This is a genomic window from Segatella baroniae B14 (genome assembly GCF_022024235.1).
Lineage (GTDB): Bacteria > Bacteroidota > Bacteroidia > Bacteroidales > Bacteroidaceae > Prevotella > Prevotella bryantii.
Genome location: NZ_CP091800.1, coordinates 506143 through 526024 on the forward strand (window position 1 = coordinate 506143; position 19882 = coordinate 526024).

Annotated in this window: 10 protein-coding genes; 5 read left to right on the top strand and 5 right to left on the bottom strand. The window is 37.3% G+C overall.

Features of this window, described 5'->3' with window-relative positions; genetic code table 11:
- Window positions 1-623: 623 nt before the first annotated feature.
- From L6469_RS12210 to L6469_RS12225, 4 genes are all read left to right on the top strand, one after another.
- Complete coding sequence (locus L6469_RS12210; RefSeq protein WP_050787886.1) at window positions 624-2003, top strand: glycoside hydrolase family 28 protein; 1380 nt, start codon at window positions 624-626, stop codon at window positions 2001-2003.
- Window positions 2004-2182: 179 nt separating this feature from the next.
- Entirely contained in the window at window positions 2183-3871 is a 1689-nt protein-coding gene (locus L6469_RS12215) for a putative transporter (RefSeq protein ID WP_006281165.1), read from the top strand.
- Window positions 3872-3900: 29 nt separating this feature from the next.
- The gene (locus L6469_RS12220) at window positions 3901-5295 is read left to right on the top strand and encodes a threonine/serine ThrE exporter family protein (protein WP_006281166.1); all 1395 of its coding nucleotides are present in this window, start codon (window positions 3901-3903) and stop codon (window positions 5293-5295) included.
- A gap of 41 nt (window positions 5296-5336) precedes the next feature.
- The gene (locus L6469_RS12225; protein ID WP_027454010.1) at window positions 5337-6245 is read left to right on the top strand and encodes a LysR family transcriptional regulator; all 909 of its coding nucleotides are present in this window, start codon (window positions 5337-5339) and stop codon (window positions 6243-6245) included.
- Between the two features lie 560 nt (window positions 6246-6805).
- On the opposite strand, the gene L6469_RS14720 is transcribed toward L6469_RS12225, so the two are convergent.
- The 5 genes from L6469_RS14720 to L6469_RS12250 form a co-directional block, all read right to left on the bottom strand.
- Complete coding sequence (locus L6469_RS14720; RefSeq protein ID WP_006281168.1) at window positions 6806-7504, bottom strand: hypothetical protein; 699 nt, start codon at window positions 7502-7504, stop codon at window positions 6806-6808.
- Window positions 7505-7906: 402 nt separating this feature from the next.
- On the bottom strand, window positions 7907-8401 hold the full coding sequence (gene nrdG, locus L6469_RS12235) for an anaerobic ribonucleoside-triphosphate reductase activating protein (RefSeq protein WP_006281169.1): 495 nt from the start codon (window positions 8399-8401) through the stop codon (window positions 7907-7909).
- A complete protein-coding gene (locus L6469_RS12240) occupies window positions 8401-10620 on the bottom strand; it encodes an anaerobic ribonucleoside triphosphate reductase (protein ID WP_006281170.1) in 2220 nt (739 codons plus the stop codon). The genes nrdG and L6469_RS12240 overlap by 1 nt, the downstream gene beginning before the upstream one ends.
- A 333-nt stretch (window positions 10621-10953) precedes the next feature.
- Window positions 10954-11943, bottom strand: coding sequence for a helix-turn-helix domain-containing protein (locus L6469_RS12245; protein WP_006281171.1), 990 nt, complete (start codon window positions 11941-11943; stop codon window positions 10954-10956).
- Between the two features lie 410 nt (window positions 11944-12353).
- Entirely contained in the window at window positions 12354-16421 is a 4068-nt protein-coding gene (locus tag L6469_RS12250; protein ID WP_006281172.1) for a two-component regulator propeller domain-containing protein, read from the bottom strand.
- Between the two features lie 174 nt (window positions 16422-16595).
- On the opposite strand from L6469_RS12250, the gene L6469_RS12255 reads away from it, so the two are divergent.
- A complete protein-coding gene (locus tag L6469_RS12255; protein ID WP_074803028.1) occupies window positions 16596-19871 on the top strand; it encodes a SusC/RagA family TonB-linked outer membrane protein in 3276 nt (1091 codons plus the stop codon).
- Window positions 19872-19882 lie beyond the last annotated feature (11 nt).

The following is a 19882-nucleotide window of genomic DNA, read 5'->3' on the forward strand; positions in this document are numbered from 1 at the left end:
TGATTTAAAACAAGAAAAGGCCTAAAATCGATGATTTTTCTATTTTTTTATGTTGTAAAACACAAAAAAGTTGTACTTTTGCAGTGTCATAAGAAAAATAGTTTTAGGTTAAAGATTGTTTAGGTTTAGTATTAGGTTATAAAGGTTATATAAAGATTGTCAGTGGACAAAGATCTTAGGTATTATGTTTTAGGTAATAAAGATTATTTTAGGTTTAATAATGATGTTTAAGAGGATTCGGCCGTGAGGCTGGACCTCATGCCAAAGGCGGGGAGTTTCTCTTCGCTATTTTTTTTATATATATACTCTATACTTCTTTCGGTTTACATTTAGGCTTTTTTATTTTAGATTAGAATTTATCCATTTCAAGGAATTAATTGTTTCCTTAGAAGTATTAGTGAGACAGTATATTTATACTTCATGTAATCTAAATATTCCTTTGTTTTCTTAGTCATTGTATTATCTAAACAAGCAATTTTGTTAGCAATAAGCACAATTTTGATAAAAAATCATAGTCTAATGAACAAATTTAGCCCCTTTTAAGTACGCGTTTATCGTAACTTTGCATTCAAAATAGATTGAAAGAAAGTAATTTACCAAAACAAATCGTTTTACTTTAATAAATGAACAAATTAATAATAGGAATCATTAGTCTGTTGATGATAGGCAATGTTCAATGTTTAAGCGCTTTTGAAATTCCTCATGTAGAGCAACCTACTTTTGCTAACTATGAGGTTAGTATTATTGACTTTGGCGCACAATGCGGGCCTGATCATGTTAATACCATGGCGATTAACCAAGCAATAAAAGCTGTAAGTCAGCATGGAGGTGGTAAAGTAATTATACCAGCAGGTTATTGGATGACAGGTGCTATAGAAATGCAGAGTAATGTGAACCTTTATTTGGATTATAACGCATTTGTTTCTTTCACTACCAATATTTCAGATTATCGATTAGTAGATACCGATTTTGAGGGTAGTCCATCAAAGCGTTGTATTGCTCCTATTTCAGGTACGCATCTTCAGAATATTGCTATTACGGGTCATGGTGTTTTTGATGGTTCCGGTGAACGTTGGCGTCCAGTAAAGCGTAGTAAACTGACAAGCGCGCAGTGGAAGAATTTTACCTCTCGTCCTGGTTCTGTCAATAAGAAAGGTGATGTTTGGGAGCCAGATAGCAATGCTGCTAATATTCGTCCGGTACTGCTTAATTTCACATCTTGTAAAAATGTGAAACTCGAGGGAGTAACCTTTAAGAATTCACCAGCGTGGTGTGTGCATCCTTTGTTATGCGAAAATGTGACGATTGATAATATTAAGGTAAATAATCCTTGGTATGCTCAGAATGGTGATGCCCTGGATGTTGAGTCTTGCAAAAATGTAGTGATTATCAATAGCCTTTTTGATGCAGGTGACGATGCTATCTGTATCAAGTCGGGCAAAAACGAGGCTGGTCGTCGCCGTGGTGTACCATGTGAGAATGTATATATCAAGAATAATACTGTACTTCATGGTCATGGTGGCTTTGTTATCGGAAGTGAAATGTCTGGTGGCGTAAAGAATATCTATATATCAGATTGTACTTTTATTGGTACAGATGTAGGTTTGCGATTCAAGAGTGCCCGTGGTCGTGGTGGTGTCGTAGAAAATATATATATCGACCGTATCAATATGAAGAATATTGTAAACGAGGCGATAACTATGAACCTATATTATTCTTCAAATGGTAAACCTGCAGAACGTACTGATGTAAATGAAGGTACACCTGTCTTTAGAAATATTGAAATGAAAAATCTGTTAGTAGAAGGCGCAGGTAAATCATTCTATCTCTATGGTCTGCCAGAAATGCCACTCGAAAATATTAGCATTCAAAATATGCGTGTTTCAAAGATTGCAGAAACGAGTAGTATTAACTATGCTAAAAATATCAAGATAGAAGGTTATCAGGCTAGTGATGCCAAGCATATTGTTGTATCCAATAGTTCTGCTGTAAAAATCAAGTAACACAGCAGTAAAGATCAACTTAACTATTTATACAAATTTAAGCTCTGTCGAGCAGAATAGTCATTCTATAATATAGCGATATCGGTTTTGTCTATAGCCGGTATCGCTATAATTCATAATGTTCTGTAGGTAGCTATCGCTAAATTCCATAACTTTGCAATCGTAAACTTAAATGAGTTATGGAAATTGTAGAGAATCTTTTCAAGGGCTTCCCTGAATTATGGGGTGGTGGTGTAGCCCACTCAGTGATGATACTGTCACTGGTCATTACGTTGGGTTTGTGTTTAGGTAAGTTAAAGGTAAAAGGCGTTTCTTTAGGACTAGCCTGGATTTTGTTTACAGGTCTGGTTTTCGGGCATTTTAGTCTTAATCTTGACGAACATTTGCTCCATTTTCTTAAAGAATTCGGTTTAATACTTTTTGTTTATTCAATCGGTTTGGAAGTAGGTCCTGGTTTTTTCTCCTCATTCAGACGAGGTGGTAAAGCACTAAATGGTCTTGTTGCTATTGTGATAGCGATAAGTTTAGTTACGGCCATCGCTATTTTCTATATCTCTGGTTCGCCAATTACAACTATTGCTGGTATTCTTTCAGGTGCAGTAACTAATACACCAGGTTTAGGAGCTGCTCAACAGGCCTATAGCGATTTGCGTCATATCGATGCACCGACGATTGCTAGTGGCTATGCTGTAACTTATCCTATGGGTGTACTTGGAGTTATTATCTCATTTATTATCCTTCGTTTTGTGCTACGCATTCGTCGTGAAGAAGAAGAGAAAGACGCAGAACGAGGCATGGGCCATCTTGAAGATATTACCCTGAATACATTTTCAATAGAAATATGTAATCCTGCTGTTGATGGTGCTACTGTAAAACATGTACACGATTTGCTGAAACGAGATTTTATGATTTCTCGTATTATGCGACAAAACCAGAATATCAAGCATGAAGTGGTTAATGGTCATACCGAACTGCATGTTGGTGATACCTTATTAATAGTAGCTCGTCCAGCCGACCAAGATCCTATCTGTGCATTGATGGGTAAATTATCAGATATCGATTGGAATGAACAGAATAGTGAATTGATTTCACGTCGTATCTTGATTACGCGTTCTTCTATAAATGGTAAAACAATAGGTCAGTTGAAAATACGCTCACAGTTTGGTGCCAATATTACCCGTGTTAATCGTTCAGGGGTAGACTTGGTTGCAACCTCACATCTCAAACTTCAGATGGGCGATCGTGTCACCGTAGTGGGCGACGAACTATCCATTAGTCATGTAGAAAACATGATGGGTAACTCTTTGAAGCGACTCAATGATCCTAATCTGATTCCTATTTTCCTTGGAATAGTCCTTGGTTGTTTCTTGGCAAATGTTCCATTCTTCATTCCTGGCATACCAGAGCGCTTACGTCTTGGATTGACAGGTGGTCCACTGATTATTGCAATTTTGATGGGCTATTTTGGTCCTAAATATAATCTTGTCACCTATAACACCATTAGTGCAAACTTAATGTTACGTCGTTTTGGACTTTGTATTTTCCTTGCAGGAGTGGGCTTAGGAACAGGTCATGATTTTGTACAGACTGTAGTATCAGAGAGTGGACTTATCTGGATACTATATGGTTTGGCTATTACAATGATACCTATTTTACTTGGCGGCATCATAGGCCGTTATGTTTTTCATATTAATTATTTCACACTGATGGGCGTACTCGCAGGTGCCAATACTAATCCTCCTGCTTTAGCTTATGCCAATGAGATGACACCTAGCGATACGCCATCAGTGGGATATAGTACGGTATATCCATTTGCAATGTTCTTACGCATTGTCACTATTCAGATATTAATCTTTGTTTTTGGATAACATTATAAAATAGATTCATTATAGACCTTATGAAATCAACTCTTATTACAACGCCTGATGCATGTTTGCTGCATCGTAAGTTAGATTTATTATTGCGCACAGGTAGTCTGCTCATGGATTCTTCAGCAGATACAGCTCGTATTATGCGTAATTTAAATCGTACGATGAAATATTTGGATTTAGATGATAAGCATCTTCACATGAACATCGATTATAGCATATTGATGGTCAACTATTCAGATGAGACACATTCTTTTACAAAGTTCCGTCGTTGTGATACCCATAAAATCGATATGACTGTCATTACAGCTGTAAGTCATTTAACTTGGGAGGCTATACGTAATAATTATTCTTTGGATGAGTACGAGAAAAAACTAGATGAGATAGAACATGGTCCACGTTATTATACACCGTGGCAGATAGCAGTAGCAGCAGGTTTTGCCTGTGGAGGATTCTGTGTACAGTTTGGTTGTGACTGGCCTGCATTTTTTTATGCATCAATAGCAGCTATATTGGGCTTTCGTCTTCGTATGTTCTTAGGTGCTAAGCACATGAATGCCTATATCTGTATAGGTATATCTGCTTTTGTTGCCACGATTCTGGCTTGGCTATCCTCTTACATTTCGTTATCGCCAACTTTGCAGCGTGTCGTTCCGGCATTTATGCATTCTGATACCCCTTGGCATCCTTTGATGGCATGTACATTGTTTATCGTACCTGGAGTACCTTTGATAAATTTTGTCAGTGATATGCTCTGTGGACATATTCAGACGGGTTTTGTAAGAGCGCTTAATACCTTACTTATCGTTATCGCTATGGCTTTTGGTATCGGTTTTGCCATTCAGATATTTGGTATTAATAACTTTGTTACTAATTTGTCGATGACCCCTCATCATACTTACGTAGAGTTTGCTATTGCAGCAGCAATTTCCGCTATGGGTTTCTCCACGATTTTCAATACGCCTTATAAGATGTTGCCAATCGTAGCTATGGGTGGAATTATCGCGGTTTGTACACGTAATTTTGTAAATCTTGGTCCAAGTAATGGTAATTTTGGTCTTGATCAGGGCTTAATTATGGGTTCTTTGGCTGGTAGTGTACTTGTAAGTTTAATTATTGTGTTCATATCACATCGTGTACATATTCCTCATCAGTGTATTTCCATTCCTAGTGTTATACCTATGGTGCCAGGAGTGCTTATGTATCGTGCATTGTTTGCTTTTATAGAGATGAAGGGTGTAGTTGGTGAAGTTACTAACGGTATGCATAACCTCATGATGGCAAGTATGGCCATTCTGGTGATAGCGATAGGTACATCCCTACCAAATATCTTTAAGCATCATTTACTAGAGAGTAAACGTAAATTAAGATATTACGATTTATTGCTAGAACGTAGAAAAGAAAATCAAAATCATGTGGGGTAGGCAATAAAATTGTATCTTTGCAGCGTTATATTTAGGATAATATGGAAATAAGACAACTCAAATATTTTTTAAAGGTAGCCGAAACGCTTAACTTCTCAGAAGCGAGTCGGCGCCTATTTATCACTCAGAGTACTCTTTCACAGCAAATTAGTCATTTGGAAGCTGAGATTGAACTTCCGCTTTTCGAGCGTAGTGGGCGAGGGGTATTCCTTACGGAAGCAGGAAAAGAACTTATTCCTTATGCACTTAAGGCAGTGTCTGCTACCGAGTCGTGTATGGATCATATTAATGATCTTAAGAAAATGCTTACGGGTGAACTCAATATCGGTGTAACTTATTCATTTCGTACGATTATGATGGATACGATGATTGACTTCTTGAAGGCTTATCCAGGAGTTAAACTGAATATTATATATCGTTCGATGGAGGAGTTGATGTTGATGCTGAAGAGCAGACAACTTGATTTTGTTCTTGCTTTCAGTCCGCTAAAATTTGATTCAGAAATAGATAGTAGAGTTATTTTTAGTAATCGAGTGGCTGCAGTTGTTAAAGATGGACATCCACTTTCTCAGCAGCAGAGTGCACGATTGGAAGATTTGGAACGATACGATCTTGTACTTCCTGCTAGAGGACTGCAGGCTCGTAATGCATTTGATAAGCTGGTAGATCGGAAAGACTTGCATCTTCGAGTGAAGGTTGAGGTTAATAATGTAGATATTATTTTCAAACTATTGCATCGAAGTAATTATGTGGCAGTGTTGTCAGAATCTACGGTATTACATGAAGATGGGTGTGTTTCTATTCCTATTGATGTTCCTGATAATCGCATGGAGGGATGTATTCATGTGCTTAAAGATGCTTATATAAAGAATTCTGCTCAGGAGTTTATTAGGATGTTATGTCAGTCCACTTCTATTCTTATGAATTTTGCATTGAAGGATATTTTATAAAAAAAGAAAACAAGCAGGCTATCACAGCTTGCTTGTTTTCTTTTTTCCTAAATGTGTAAAGTGCATAGTCAGCTATTGATTACGAGAGGCTGACATACGACTTTCATAGAATACATGTACATACCATTGATATGAGTTTATACTAATATTATATTCCTCTAAAAAAGGACACGACATCCCGTCGTATCCTTTCTGTAACATCTTTTATCATAGGATGTTATGATCTATTTATATGTACAAAGGTACATGATTTATAGTATATGTGCAATGACTTTCTATGGGTTATATAGATTGTGGTTATCGGTAAATTCGATATGCTACTGATTCAATAAAGATTTTCGGTTTTATATACAAGGGGTTTCAGATATAATACTTATCTTTGCCATGATATAATGTTCAGCATGTTGATTATTATAAATCTCGATTAACTTTAAAAATGGGGTGTCCTTCTTTGCAAGGTCACCCTTTTTAAAATGTTATTTTAGAGAGATAATAAAAAAAGGATGTATACGCTATGAAGTGTATACATCCTTTTAATGATATGATTTATATCTTGTTTCTTATTTATCAAAGTTATCTTCGATATTGTTATCGCTATTATAATTTGCAGTGTTATTATTATAGCCACCATTGTTATAGCTATTATAACCGCCAATGTGGTTATTAGAATTGTATCCACCACGGTTGGTGTTGTAGCCGCCACCACGGTTGGCACCATAACCACCACCTCGAGAATTATATCCACCACGATTGGTATTATATCCACCATTGCGATTAGCGTTATAGCTGCCACCACGATTGGCACCATAGCCGCCACCGCGAGAATTATATCCACCACGGTTGGTATTGCCATAAGATGGACGACGGTTATTATTATATGATGGACGAGAAGGTCTTCTGCTTTGCTGTTCATTCTGTTTTTCATCTTCAGCTTCGCTATTTTCGTCATCATCATTTTTTATTTCGAAGAGCCAACCTTTAGCAGGAGAAAAACGTTCTCCTGGGTCTACATGATATTTCTGTTTACCCATCTGAAAGAGTTTTAAATCCTCTTCCCAGCTATTTTCGGTTATTGCTTCTTTTTCTATTGTAATGTAATAGATGAGTGACTTTTGTTCTCCTTCTTCTGCCCATGGTGCACGATTAGGATTGAGTACGATTATTCGTGCTCTACCATCTTTTAAATAACGAGTACAAATTAAGTCAGCATTTTCTGAATCACGGGGAATTACGAGATATGCGTATTTTCTATATGCCATTTTTGAGATCCTTCCTTACTTTCAGATTTTAGTTGTTTTGATTTTTAAAATCGTTCTAGTTGTTTTATTGTTATCTTGTTTATATTCTTTTTATATCTTAGCAATTTATTGTCTTTATTTCGCATTTCACTTCTCTATTTTAAATTATACAAAGAGTATTTCAGAGATGTTACATAATGCATGATAGTCTTTGCCGATATTTGTGGATACAAAAATATAAAAAAAAACTAGAGTTTGCAAATATTTATCTTAACTTTGAGCTAAAAAATATTAATTTTGTTAGATTGTAAGGGGTTGCTTGTAAATTTATTAATAAAAATAGGGTTCAGTGGTTAATAAACTGAACCCTATCGTCATGATTGTAATATAAATGTATATTGATTATGAATAATTTTTTTGGAGTTAGATGTCTAATTCTTGCAAAACAATCTTTCCTTCTTGAAGTGATTTCTTGACATTTATGATACGCTGGTTGCTTGATCCTCTAAATACAAGGTCTTCGTCTCTCAATGCCTTGACGAAAGGACCGTCGACAAGTACATCGACTAATTCAAGTAGTTTCCGTTGCCTCTTGTCTTTTATTAAGTGCTCATAGGTGAATCCACTGAAGCACCAAATGGTTTTGTTGGTTTCTTTTCGTATCGCTTCAGCCAATTCGGCAAAACCCTCAGGCTGGAACATAGGGTCACCTCCAGAGAAAGTAACATTAGCATAAGGGTCAGCCTTAATAATTTTCATGATGTCCTCTGTAGACATTTCATGTCCGGCAGTGATATCCCATGACTGTGGATTGTGACATCCCGAACAGGCATTAGGACATCCCGCACAGTAGATGGTGGTTCGAAAACCTGGTCCATCTACCATCGTATCTTCTATGATGTCAAGTACCGAAATCATTAATCTTGTTTACCAATATGAGTTACGCGATCATTTAATTCGGCTAATTTGGCTCCATTCCAACGGTCGGTTGTACCTACCAGATAGCCTGTGATACGCTGAAGTTTATCGATATGTTTGCTTCCACACTTTGGGCAAACCTCCATGTTAGCGTCTGCATTCTCGTAGCCACAATCCATACATCTGTTACGATTATGATTTACACTACCATAGCCCATGTTCAGTTTGTCCATCATGTCTACCACACTCATAATAACTTGTGGGTTGTGTGTTGCATCACCATCTATCTCTACATAGAAGATGTGTCCGCCACGAGTTAAGTTATGGTAAGGCGCTTCTACTTCAGCTTTATGACGAGCAGAGCACTTGTAGTATACTGGTACGTGATTTGAGTTCGTATAATATTCACGATCGGTAACACCTTCTATTATACCATATTGCTTACGATCATACTTGGTAAATCTTCCGCTCAAACCTTCTGCTGGTGTAGCGAGGATACTATAATTATGTTGATATTTCTCAGAGTAGTCGTTAGCTCTGTCGCGCATATAAGTAACAATCTTCAAGCCCAACTCTTGTGCTTTTTCGCTTTCGCCATGATGAACACCGATAAGTGCTTTCAGACATTCAGCTAATCCGATGAAGCCGATACCCAGGGTTCCTTGATTAATGACACTCTCTATAGTATCATTAGGGCCTAGATTCTCACATCCGTTCCATAATTTAGTCATCAAAAGAGGGAACTGTTTTGCGTAAGCTGTCTTTTGGAATTGGAAACGCTCATCAAGCTGTTTCGCAGTTACATCGAGCAAATGATCGAGTTTTGCAAAGAAGCAATCGATACGTTCCTGCTCATTTTTTATGCTCATACACTCGATAGCGAGGCGAACGATATTAATGGTAGAGAAACTTAAGTTACCGCGACCAACAGAAGTCTTTTCGCCGAAACGATTTTCAAATACGCGTGTACGACATCCCATGGTAGCAACTTCCCACTTATAGCGCTCTGGATCGTTAGCATTCCATTTTTCATTCTGATTGTATGTTGCGTCGAGATTTAGGAAATTTGGGAAAAATCTACGTGCAGTTACTTTGCATGCGAATTTATATAAGTCGTAGTTACGATCTTCGGGTAAGAAGTTTACACCTCTCTTCTTTTTCCAAATTTGAATAGGGAAGATTGCGGTCTCGCCATTACCAACTCCTTCATAGGTAGACTGAAGCAATTCGCGCATGATGCAACGACCTTCAGCCGAAGTATCCGTACCATAATTAATAGAAGAGAATACAACCTGATTACCACCACGAGAGTGAATGGTATTCATATTATGTATAAATGCTTCCATAGACTGATGAACGCGATTTACCGTTTTGTTAATGGCATGCTGTTTCAAGCGATCATCACCCTCAAGACCATCGAGATCTTGAATGAGATAGTCATCGATAGGAGCATCCAGGAGGTGCTTTAAGTCTTGGCCTGTTAGTTTTTCTAGATTTACGATTTCTTCCTGATAACTAGAACGTACATAAGGTGCAAGATAGAAGTCAAAAGCAGGTATAGCCTGACCTCCATGCATTTCGTTCTGACAGGTTTCAAGTGAGATACATGCTAAAACAGCAGCAGTCTCAATGCGCTTAGCTGGACGAGAACTACCATGACCCGCAACAAAGCCATTTTTGAGAATATTATCAAGTGGATGCTGTACGCATGTGAGTGACTTCGTAGGATAGTAATCTTTGTCGTGAATGTGCAAATAGTTTTTCTTTACGGCATCACGAACATCGTCAGACAATAAAAAGTCGTCTACGAAGGGTTTAGTGCTTTCAGACGCGAATTTCATCATCATGCCGGCAGGGGTGTCGGCATTCATATTAGCGTTTTCTCTGGTAACATCGTTTTTCTGGATATTTACGATTTCCATGAAAACATCACGTGTTTTTGCTTTTCTGGCAATTGATCTCTGGTTGCGATAGGCGATGTACTTCTGAGCTACGTCCTTGCGCGCACTTTTCATCAGTTCAACTTCAACCGCGTCTTGGATAGCTTCGACAGACATCTGAGATTTACCCTTTGTAGCAATATGGTCTGTAATCTTTTGGATTAAAACATCGTCTTCACCCTTATCAGTAACAAGCATAGCTTTGCGGATAGCTGACTTGATTTTGACATCGTTAAATCCCACGATGCGACCATCTCTTTTTACTACTGTCTGTATCATTATTAATTAGAAATTTAAGTTGTAAATAGCATTTGAAAATCTATTTGCAAAAGTAACTAATATTTCAATAGGGTGTACCTTTTGGATAACTTTTTTAGTGTTAAAATATGTCAAGTGCCTGATTATCAAGCATCTACAAAATAAAGTGGAAAACTTTTTGTTTATTTTTACAAAATGTGTTTTCCAAAAATGTTTTTTTTAATGTTTCACGCAGCATTAAAATTTTGGGCATAGTTTGTAAAGCGCAACAGCTATGTAAGATAAGTGTTTGACTTTAAGCACTTAACTCGTTTGGATTAAATAAATAGTGATTTCAATGTTTCACAGAAAGCCTTATTTTTCTTCTTGTGAAATTGTTCTATATTCTGTTGGTGACATACCATATCGCTCTTTGAAAAGACGTGTAAAAGTACCTCTGCTTCTGTATCCACAGAGTTCTGCAATCATTGAAATATTATATTTATCTTCAGATAATAGTTGGGCTGCATAACGTAGTCGATAATTATCAATAAATTCTTTTGTACTCTTTCCGCTACACTGTTTTATAGCATCATCGATATAGCAGTGATTGGTGCCGATGAGTTTGGCTAATTTTGTACGATTGAGCTCTGTTTCTGAGAAGATTTTGTCTTCTTCCATGAGTTCACATAATTTGCGATATATGTTTTCAGAAGGTGATAAAATAGCTTTAGATTGGCATAAAACTTCTTTTTCTTCTAGTTTTTCAACCCTTTCTTCTATTTTTATTTTCTTAAAAAGTTTTCTATTTTTGTCCTTCAAAATTTTATGATAGCATATAGTTATTCGAGACAAAATAAAGAGAAGTATCAGCAGAATACTGATAATGATTATTGTAGTTTGTTGTGAGTGTAATATTGATTTTTGTTTATCTATCGTAAATTGTTTTTCGTTATTTTGTTCCCGTATCAGTAATGCTTGTGTTTGAGCATTTTTATCTATAAGACTGTCGTTGATCAGCAATATATGTTCATATAGTTGTATAGCTTCTTTATATCTTCCGGTGTTGGCCAAAGAGTATGCTTTGTTTCTTAATAAATGAGTATAGTTGATGCTGATGGTATCTTTTTTGCTATATTCAGGTAAGATTGCTGCAATCATCTTCAGCGCTTTTTCCGGTTGATTAGATTCTGTATAATAATCTATAATGTTTTTTTTGACTTGTGAGGCTTTGGCATAAGCTGTATTTTCAATCAACCTATATATATAGGTGTCATCAGATATGTCTACTGGTTCATTTATACAGCTTGTCATAACTATGAAGTTTATTGCCATAAAGGCTAAAGCAATTATTTTCTTTTCCATTATTATTCGCTTGATTACAAGTGCCGCAAATATACATATTTTTGATGAAACATAGTCTATGTAACAGGTAAATTGATAGAATCATATTTTATTTTGTCTAAATAGTATAATAAAAAAGATGCATCAGATGTTATTCTGGTGCATCTTCTAATTCTTAATCAATTCTTATATTGATAAATATTAAAATTCTAACAATCAAGGTCTTTTTCTTTCGCTTTAGTTGAAGTTTCATCTTATATAATTTATCATTCGCTTATGACAATGCTTTATTTTTTACTGTTGCAAAAATAGTAAATATGAATGTTTTTTGTTTCTCAAAAAGTATTTATTAGTAATAATTTGTATTTTTAGAGCAAAATTAAATCCTTTAAATACCATGAAGGCTTGATATCCACCATCTTGTCCACCATTCATTCCACTTTCGAATATTCTTTAGGAGATACTCCAAATTCCTTTTTGAAGCATTTAGAGAAATATTTTGGTGTATTGAATCCTACCATGAGCGCCAAGTCAACAACATGAATTCGTGGTTGTTGAGTTAGTATTTCTGACGCTTTCAGCATACGTATATGTGTGATATATTCCACAATGCTTTTTCCGGTGAGGGCTTTAATTCGATTGTATAGGGTACTGGAACTGATGTTAAGATCCTCTGCTAATTGTTCTCTACCATATTCTGCATCTTCGATATGGTCATGAATAAGTCGATTAACATGGTTGATGAAGATTTGATCGGGATTACTAATATGCTTATTGGTATGTAGGTTGAGTTTGAAGTCCTCTGTTTCTTGAATGAGTCGTTGTATATTTTTACGATTATCCAGCAGATTAGCTATTCTCATTTTCAGTTCCTCCATGCTGAATGGTTTGTTCATGAAATCATCAGCGCCAGCTTCCAATCCCTTATTTTTATCTTCTGTGGTGGTTTTTGCTGTCAATAAGACAACCGGTATGAGTTGATAATCATGATTTGTTTTGATTAGTCTTGTTAGTTCCAGACCGTCCATGATAGGCATCATGATGTCTGAAATGACCAAGTCAAGACTCTCTTTTTGTATGATATTCCATGCCTGACTGCCATTTTTGGCTGTTATGATGTGATATAGGTTGCCGAGTATTTTTTGCATGAGTTGCAATAATTCCAGATTATCCTCGACTATCAGGATAGTATAATTTGTCTTTCTTTTAGGTTTGGGTGGTATGACGATTGCCATTTTTTCAGTTTGTTTTTTTTCGTCTCCGTTATGGTTGATGCATCCTTCTTTTTTAGCGACGATACCGGTTTGATCGATTTCATCTGCAGTATAATCACTTTTACGGATGGGGAGTGTTACTCGAAATGTGGTACCTACGTTTTGCTTACTTTCATAGGTAATCGTGCCATGATGCAGTCTTACCAGTTGGTTCGTGATGGCTAATCCGAGACCTGTTCCCTCAGTTTTTACTTTGCGATAATCACCATCGAGAAATCTGCTATATAGATTTTTTTGTTTGTTTTTTGCTATTCCTATACCTTGATCTTCTACTTCCAGTATAATGTTAGCAGCATGTAACTTGAGTCTTACTTTTACTTCTCCTCCAGGTCGATTGTATTTGAAGGCATTTGAAAGCAGATTATATATAATTTTATCTAGTTTGTCAGGGTCAAACCAGGCGAGTGTGTAGCTATTGGGTATTTGTGTTTTTAATATATTATTTCTGTGTACTCCCATCGGACCGATGTTTTCGCATTCTTGGCGAACGAAGGCTGCAATATCCCCTTTACTTACCTGAAGCTTTAGTTTACCAGCTTGACTTTTTCTCATTTCTAGTATCTGTCTGAATAGTCTACTTAATCGTTTTACATTATTCTGAATAATAGCATAGTCGTCATCTAGTTGTGGCACTCTGTCTTTCATTTGGTCTATTGCCGCAGAGATTACAGTTAGAGGGGTTAGCAGTTCGTGGGTAATGTTGGTAAGAAAGGCATTCATGTTAGCTTTATTACGATCCTGAATACGTCTTTGATACATTTTTTGTATGATATATATGATTCCTAATAGAAGGAGCAGATATATAGCTTTTGCACCTGTCGAAGCATACCATGCCGGTAATACGTTCACTTTCAGTTCATAGCCCATATCATGCCATATACCCGTATTATCCATAGCTCTTACATGTAGTTTGTAGTTACCTGAAGGTAGGTTTTGGAATATTGCTCGGTGTTTGTTGTTGGTCAGATATTGCCAGTGTTCATCATATCCTTCCAGTTTGTAGGCATATTTATTGTGCTCTACGTCGGTATAGTTGAGCAAAGAGAAGTTGAAACTTATTTTTCTGATCGTTGAAGGGATAGTTATTTCTCGACAGTATTGTGCTGTTAGAGTTGTTATTTCTTCTCGTTTAGTCGAGTCTAACTCTTCGAGCGATGCGTCATCTATCAATATATCTGATAGGATAAGATGAGCTTGTTGCTCTGGGGTTCGATCTATTTTTTCTGGAGTAAGTGAGAGTATCGTGTTATGCTGCCCCCAAAATAGTTCATCTTGATATTTGTAGGTGCTGCCGGCAGGAAAAAAAGTCTCGCCTATACCATCTGCTTCTGTATACGTCGTTACGATAGGAGAGGCGTTATGGCTGAAATCCAGTTTTACCAGACCGTAGTTGGTCGTTAGCCAAATATGATGTTTGTTGTCTTCGTTAATGGCATATATACATTCTCCATCGATGTGATATTTACGATTGAGTGATATAAACCGATCTTGTTCTGCCTGATAGAGAAAGAGTCCACTACTTGCTGATATGGCCCATAACCTGTGGTAACTATCTTCAAAACAGGCCGTTGCGTCGTTAATGGCGAAATTCCCATTTTGTTGGCAGTATTGATGAAATTGCAGTTGATTACCTTTCTGTTTGTTTTTTCTGATGCGTATAATACCTTCATTGTCTGTAGATACCCACATGTCGCCATGATGGTCTTCTGTGATGTTTCTTACATCTACGAAACTGAAATCTTTTCCTTTTTCCTGAATTTTCAGAATGGTACCTTTGCCGTTTGGATAAACGATGCTTAATGCAGAGCGCTGGCCTATCCACATCGTGTGATCGCGACTTTGGTATAGTGTATTCACAAAGTTGTCAGCAATATATGGGGTAGTGGGAGCACTCAACACTCGAGCAGGTTTGTTGTCATATCTGATAATTACACCAAAACTGCCGTTGGCCAACCAAATTTCGCCATTATCTCGTTTGATAATAGATGATATTTTAGTACTTAACACGTTTTGAGGTACATTTTCTAAACCTGTTATATCTTGATTATATAGAGTGGTATTGGTTTGCCGATTATATAATGCCAAACCGTAAGGATTTAGTCCTAGCCACATGGTGTTACCGTCGGCTGTGTAGATACAGTTGATAGCATTGATTAAAAAAGGAGCTCGATTGAGATCGATTTGTGCACGACTGAATGGAGTGGGATTCGTGTTTACCGGTATGATGCCATAATTCATGGTGCCCACCCATATATTATGGTTTTGATCGGTGAGCAGGCAGTAGCAGAAATCCAGTCGGGTATGACCGAGCGAAGTATATTTTTGCCATTTTTCCTGAGGTTTATTCATATCAAGCAGTGCGATGCCCTCTCGGCTACAAGCCCATATCATATTTTGTTTTGTATCCTCTAGTATATGATAATAAGTATCAAAATCATGAGTCTTATAGGGATAGCTTATGATATCAGGTTGTTGTATTCGTTCTGGGTGATTTAGTCTTTGCATACCTTCTCCCCAACTGCCCACCCATAATCGCTTTTTGTGGTCGAAGACTAGGGAATAGACCGAATTTTTGTTATTGATAGGTGGATAGGCATAGAAAATATTTGAATTTGGTTTCATGCGATACAGGCCATTGCTCCAGGTTCCCAAATAGAGTACACCATTGTTGTCTTCTGTAAATGTCTTCACGCTACCTATAAATTGGCGTATTTTTTTACCTGATGGCGTAATGACCCAGGAATTTTGTGTTGTGTAATTATGAAAACTGTCATTTTGGGCATCGTAATAAGTTACACCATTATCTGTACCTATCCACAAGCGTCCCTTGCGGTCTATATATAAGGTATAAATCACACGCTGATTTTCTTTCGGTAAGAAATAGGTTTTAAATTTTCCTGTTTTTTTATCCATTCTCACTAGACCACCACGAGTACCTATCCACAGATGATCATTATGGTCTTCTTCTATACACAGTATATTATTATTAGGTAGAATTTTGGGTGTAAAGGCATTACTGACATATGATTTTACGGTATAACCATCATACGATTTCAGACCAACATTAGTACCCATCCACATCATACCTTGTTGATCCATAAAGAGGCAGTGAAGTTCTTCTGAGGGCATTGTTCTCAGTATGGGCATTAGACGGTAAGGAAAAGATTCTGCCATAACAATCATGGTAATAAACAATAGCAGAATGATGGATATGTATTTTTTCATGTATTGAGTAAAAATGAAGTTTTGAGTGCAAATTTAGATTAAATTTTTAAGAAATTATCAAAATATTCACGAATTGTTCCCTATAATTCACGAATTGTTCCCTCTTTTTTAAGAAAATAAGACCATTTTTGCGATACAAACCTAATTTATACAATAATCTAAATATCTATTGTTATGAGAAGTAGTAACCAATATTTCCACACAAGAAAGTTTGTCTTTCTGATGGCGATGATTGCAGGACTTCCTTCACTGCCACTTACGACTAAGGCAGCTGAAACGGTTCAGTTGACGAATCAGGCCGAAAAAATATCCGGCCAAGTGTTAGACCAAAATGGAGATCCTGTTATCGGTGCGACTATTAAAGTTAAAGGAACCACTACTGGTACAGTGACTGATTTAGATGGTAACTTTACCATTAATGCTCATTCGGGTAGTACGCTCGAAGTTTCTTACATTGGTTATAAGACGATGCAGGTTAAAGCTGCTAATCATGCGGTTATTAAAATGCAAGAAGATAGTAAAAATCTGAATGAGGTGGTCGTTGTCGGTTATGGTACGATGCGTAAAAAGGATCTCACCGGTTCTGTTGTTCAGATTGATCCTAATAAGATAGCCGATCAAAATCCGGGAAGTGTACAGGATATTCTTCGTGGCACTCCAGGTCTTCAGATAGGTTTCGATTCTTCTGCTAAGGGTGCAGGGGCTTCTATCCAGTTACGTGGTCAGAATTCTCTTTATACAGATGGCTCTCACAACTCACCATTGATTATTCTCGATGGTATGCAGTTTAATGGTGAACTTTCTGAAATTAATCCTGATGACATTGCTCAGATTGATGTTTTAAAAGATGCTTCTTCAGCAGCTATTTATGGTGCTAAAGCTGCTAGTGGTGTATTGATTATTACGACAAAGAAGGGTAAAGTAGGTAAACCGGTTATTAATGTCAGCATGAATCTTGCTGCAAATACCAAGGCTCATTACCGTAAGGTATTTAGTGCTAGCGATTATATGAGATATCGTGAGGACTGGTTTAAAGCTCAGACGTATGGTTATGACGAAAATGGCAACTGGGGGTATTATGGTAAGGATAGTGGTGTACCTGCTGGTTATTATGATAATGTAAATAATATCAGTCAGTATGGTCTGACAGAGGAACAATGGGCTACTATGGGTGCTAAGACTCTGCAGAGTGGTGAATCTATCCAGTCGCTTTATGCTCGCAGAATGGGTCTTGACGCTGATGCCGCTCTTGTTATGCAAAATTATCTTGCTGGTAAGAGTTATAATTGGGAGGATGCAACATTCCGTACAGGTTTTAATCAAGACTATGATGCTAGCGTTTCTGGCGCTTCCGATCGGGTAAATTATTATCTCAGTTTCGGATATCTGAAGAATCAGGGTGCTATTCAAGGTGATAACTATAGTGCTTATCGTGCCAATATGAAGATCTCTGCAGATATTACGAATTGGTTGCAGATTGGTGCAAATGTTAATTTCCAGGATCGTACGGATACTTCTTCACCAGTTCCGCTGGGTACTAATTATTGGGATAATAACCAGTTGAGAGAGTCTCCTTATGCTCAGCGTTATAATGAGGATGGTACAGAGAATCAGTATCCTCGTAGTGGTAATCCTACCAATGGAGGTTACAATTATCATTTTGATCAACAGTTTATCAAGCTTAATAAGGGTTATACGACATTAAATACCATTTTCAATGCAAAGGTAACTCTGCCGTTCGGGTTCACATACCAATTTAATATTGCTCCACGCCTGCAGTGGTTCTATGACCGCTATCACATGTCTGCAGAGCTGCCAAACAGTGATCCTGCAACACGAGGAGTAAACCGTAATTCATCTAAGACATACGATTATAGCCTCAATAATACTTTGACATGGGATAGAGTATTCAATAAAGATCATCATGTTACGGTGACTTTGGTACAAGAGGCTGAGGAAAATAAGTACTGGAGCGATAATATTTCAGCTCGTAATATTACTCCTACTGATGTCTTGGGATATCATTATATCTCTGGTGCCAACAAGGCACAAAGTAGTTTTTCTACGAATGATACCCATTCTACTGCAGCGGCTTATTTAGGGCGATTGTTCTATGGTTATAAAGATCGGTATATGTTTACGGGTACTGTCCGTCGAGACGGTTATTCGGCTTTCGGTCAGAACAATCCATGGGCTACATTCTGGTCGATGGGTGGTAGCTGGGTCTTCTCTGAAGAAGATTTTGTCAAGAAGAGTATGCCATGGTTAGATTATGGTAAGCTGAGAGTATCTTATGGTACTAATGGTAACCGTTCTCTCTCTAATACTTATCTGGCACTTTCAGACTTGGCTAATGGTGGTCTTTATGCTTATTATAAATATGGATCTACTTCGCAAGAAGTTATTAATGCTTTGAGTATTAATCGTCTGGGTAATCCTAACTTGGAGTGGGAAAAGACTTCTTCATGGAATATTGGACTCGACTTTTCTGTGCTCGATCAGCGACTTACGGGTAGTATCGATTGGTACACGAAACGTACTCATGATATGATTATGCGTCAGCGTCTGCCTAACTTCACCGGTTTTAGCAGTATTACTACTAACTTGGGTGAGGTTACCAATAGTGGTATTGAACTCACCCTCAATTCTCGTAATATTGATACTGAGAATTTTAAATGGAATACCTCGGTAGGCTTCTCTTACAATAAAAACAAGATTAAGCATCTGTATTACGAGTATGACGAAGAGGGTAAGGAAATAGATGATACCAGCAATGGTTGGTTTATCGGTAAGCCTATTGGAGAAATTTGGTATTGGAAAACTGATGGTATCTGGCAAGTTAATGAAGCGGAAGAGGCAGCCAAGGTAAATCAGAAGCCTGGAGACCCAAAGGTCGTTAATAGCTATACTGAAGACGATAAAATCAATGCTGATGGCACCCGTACACCGGTTTATAATGATAACGACCGTGAATATCTAGGTACCACCCAACCTCCTGTATACTGGAATATGCGCAATGATTTCACCTTCTTCAAAGACTTTACCTTCTCTTTCTCTATGTATTCTTATATGGGGCATAAGAGTTTGTCTGGCGAATGGCTGAATAATGATAATTCCGGTTCTATGTTTACAAATACTTGTAATGTATACGATAAGGAATACTGGACTCCTGACAATCCAACCAATGATTATGCTCGATTGAATGCCGTTGGCCCTTCTGGCGTAACTGGAATCCAGAAGCTATATAACCGGTCATTTGTACGTCTTGACAATATCACTTTTGGCTACACACTGCCTAAGGCATTGACCATGAAATGGGGTATACAGCGTGTACACGTAAGTGCTGGTATCAACAATGTCTTTACTATCAGCAGTTGGAAGTATGGTGATCCTGAAACAGGCGGATTTTCTAATCGTCAGTTCCAGTTCGGTCTTAATGTAACATTATAAAAAGGAGCAAA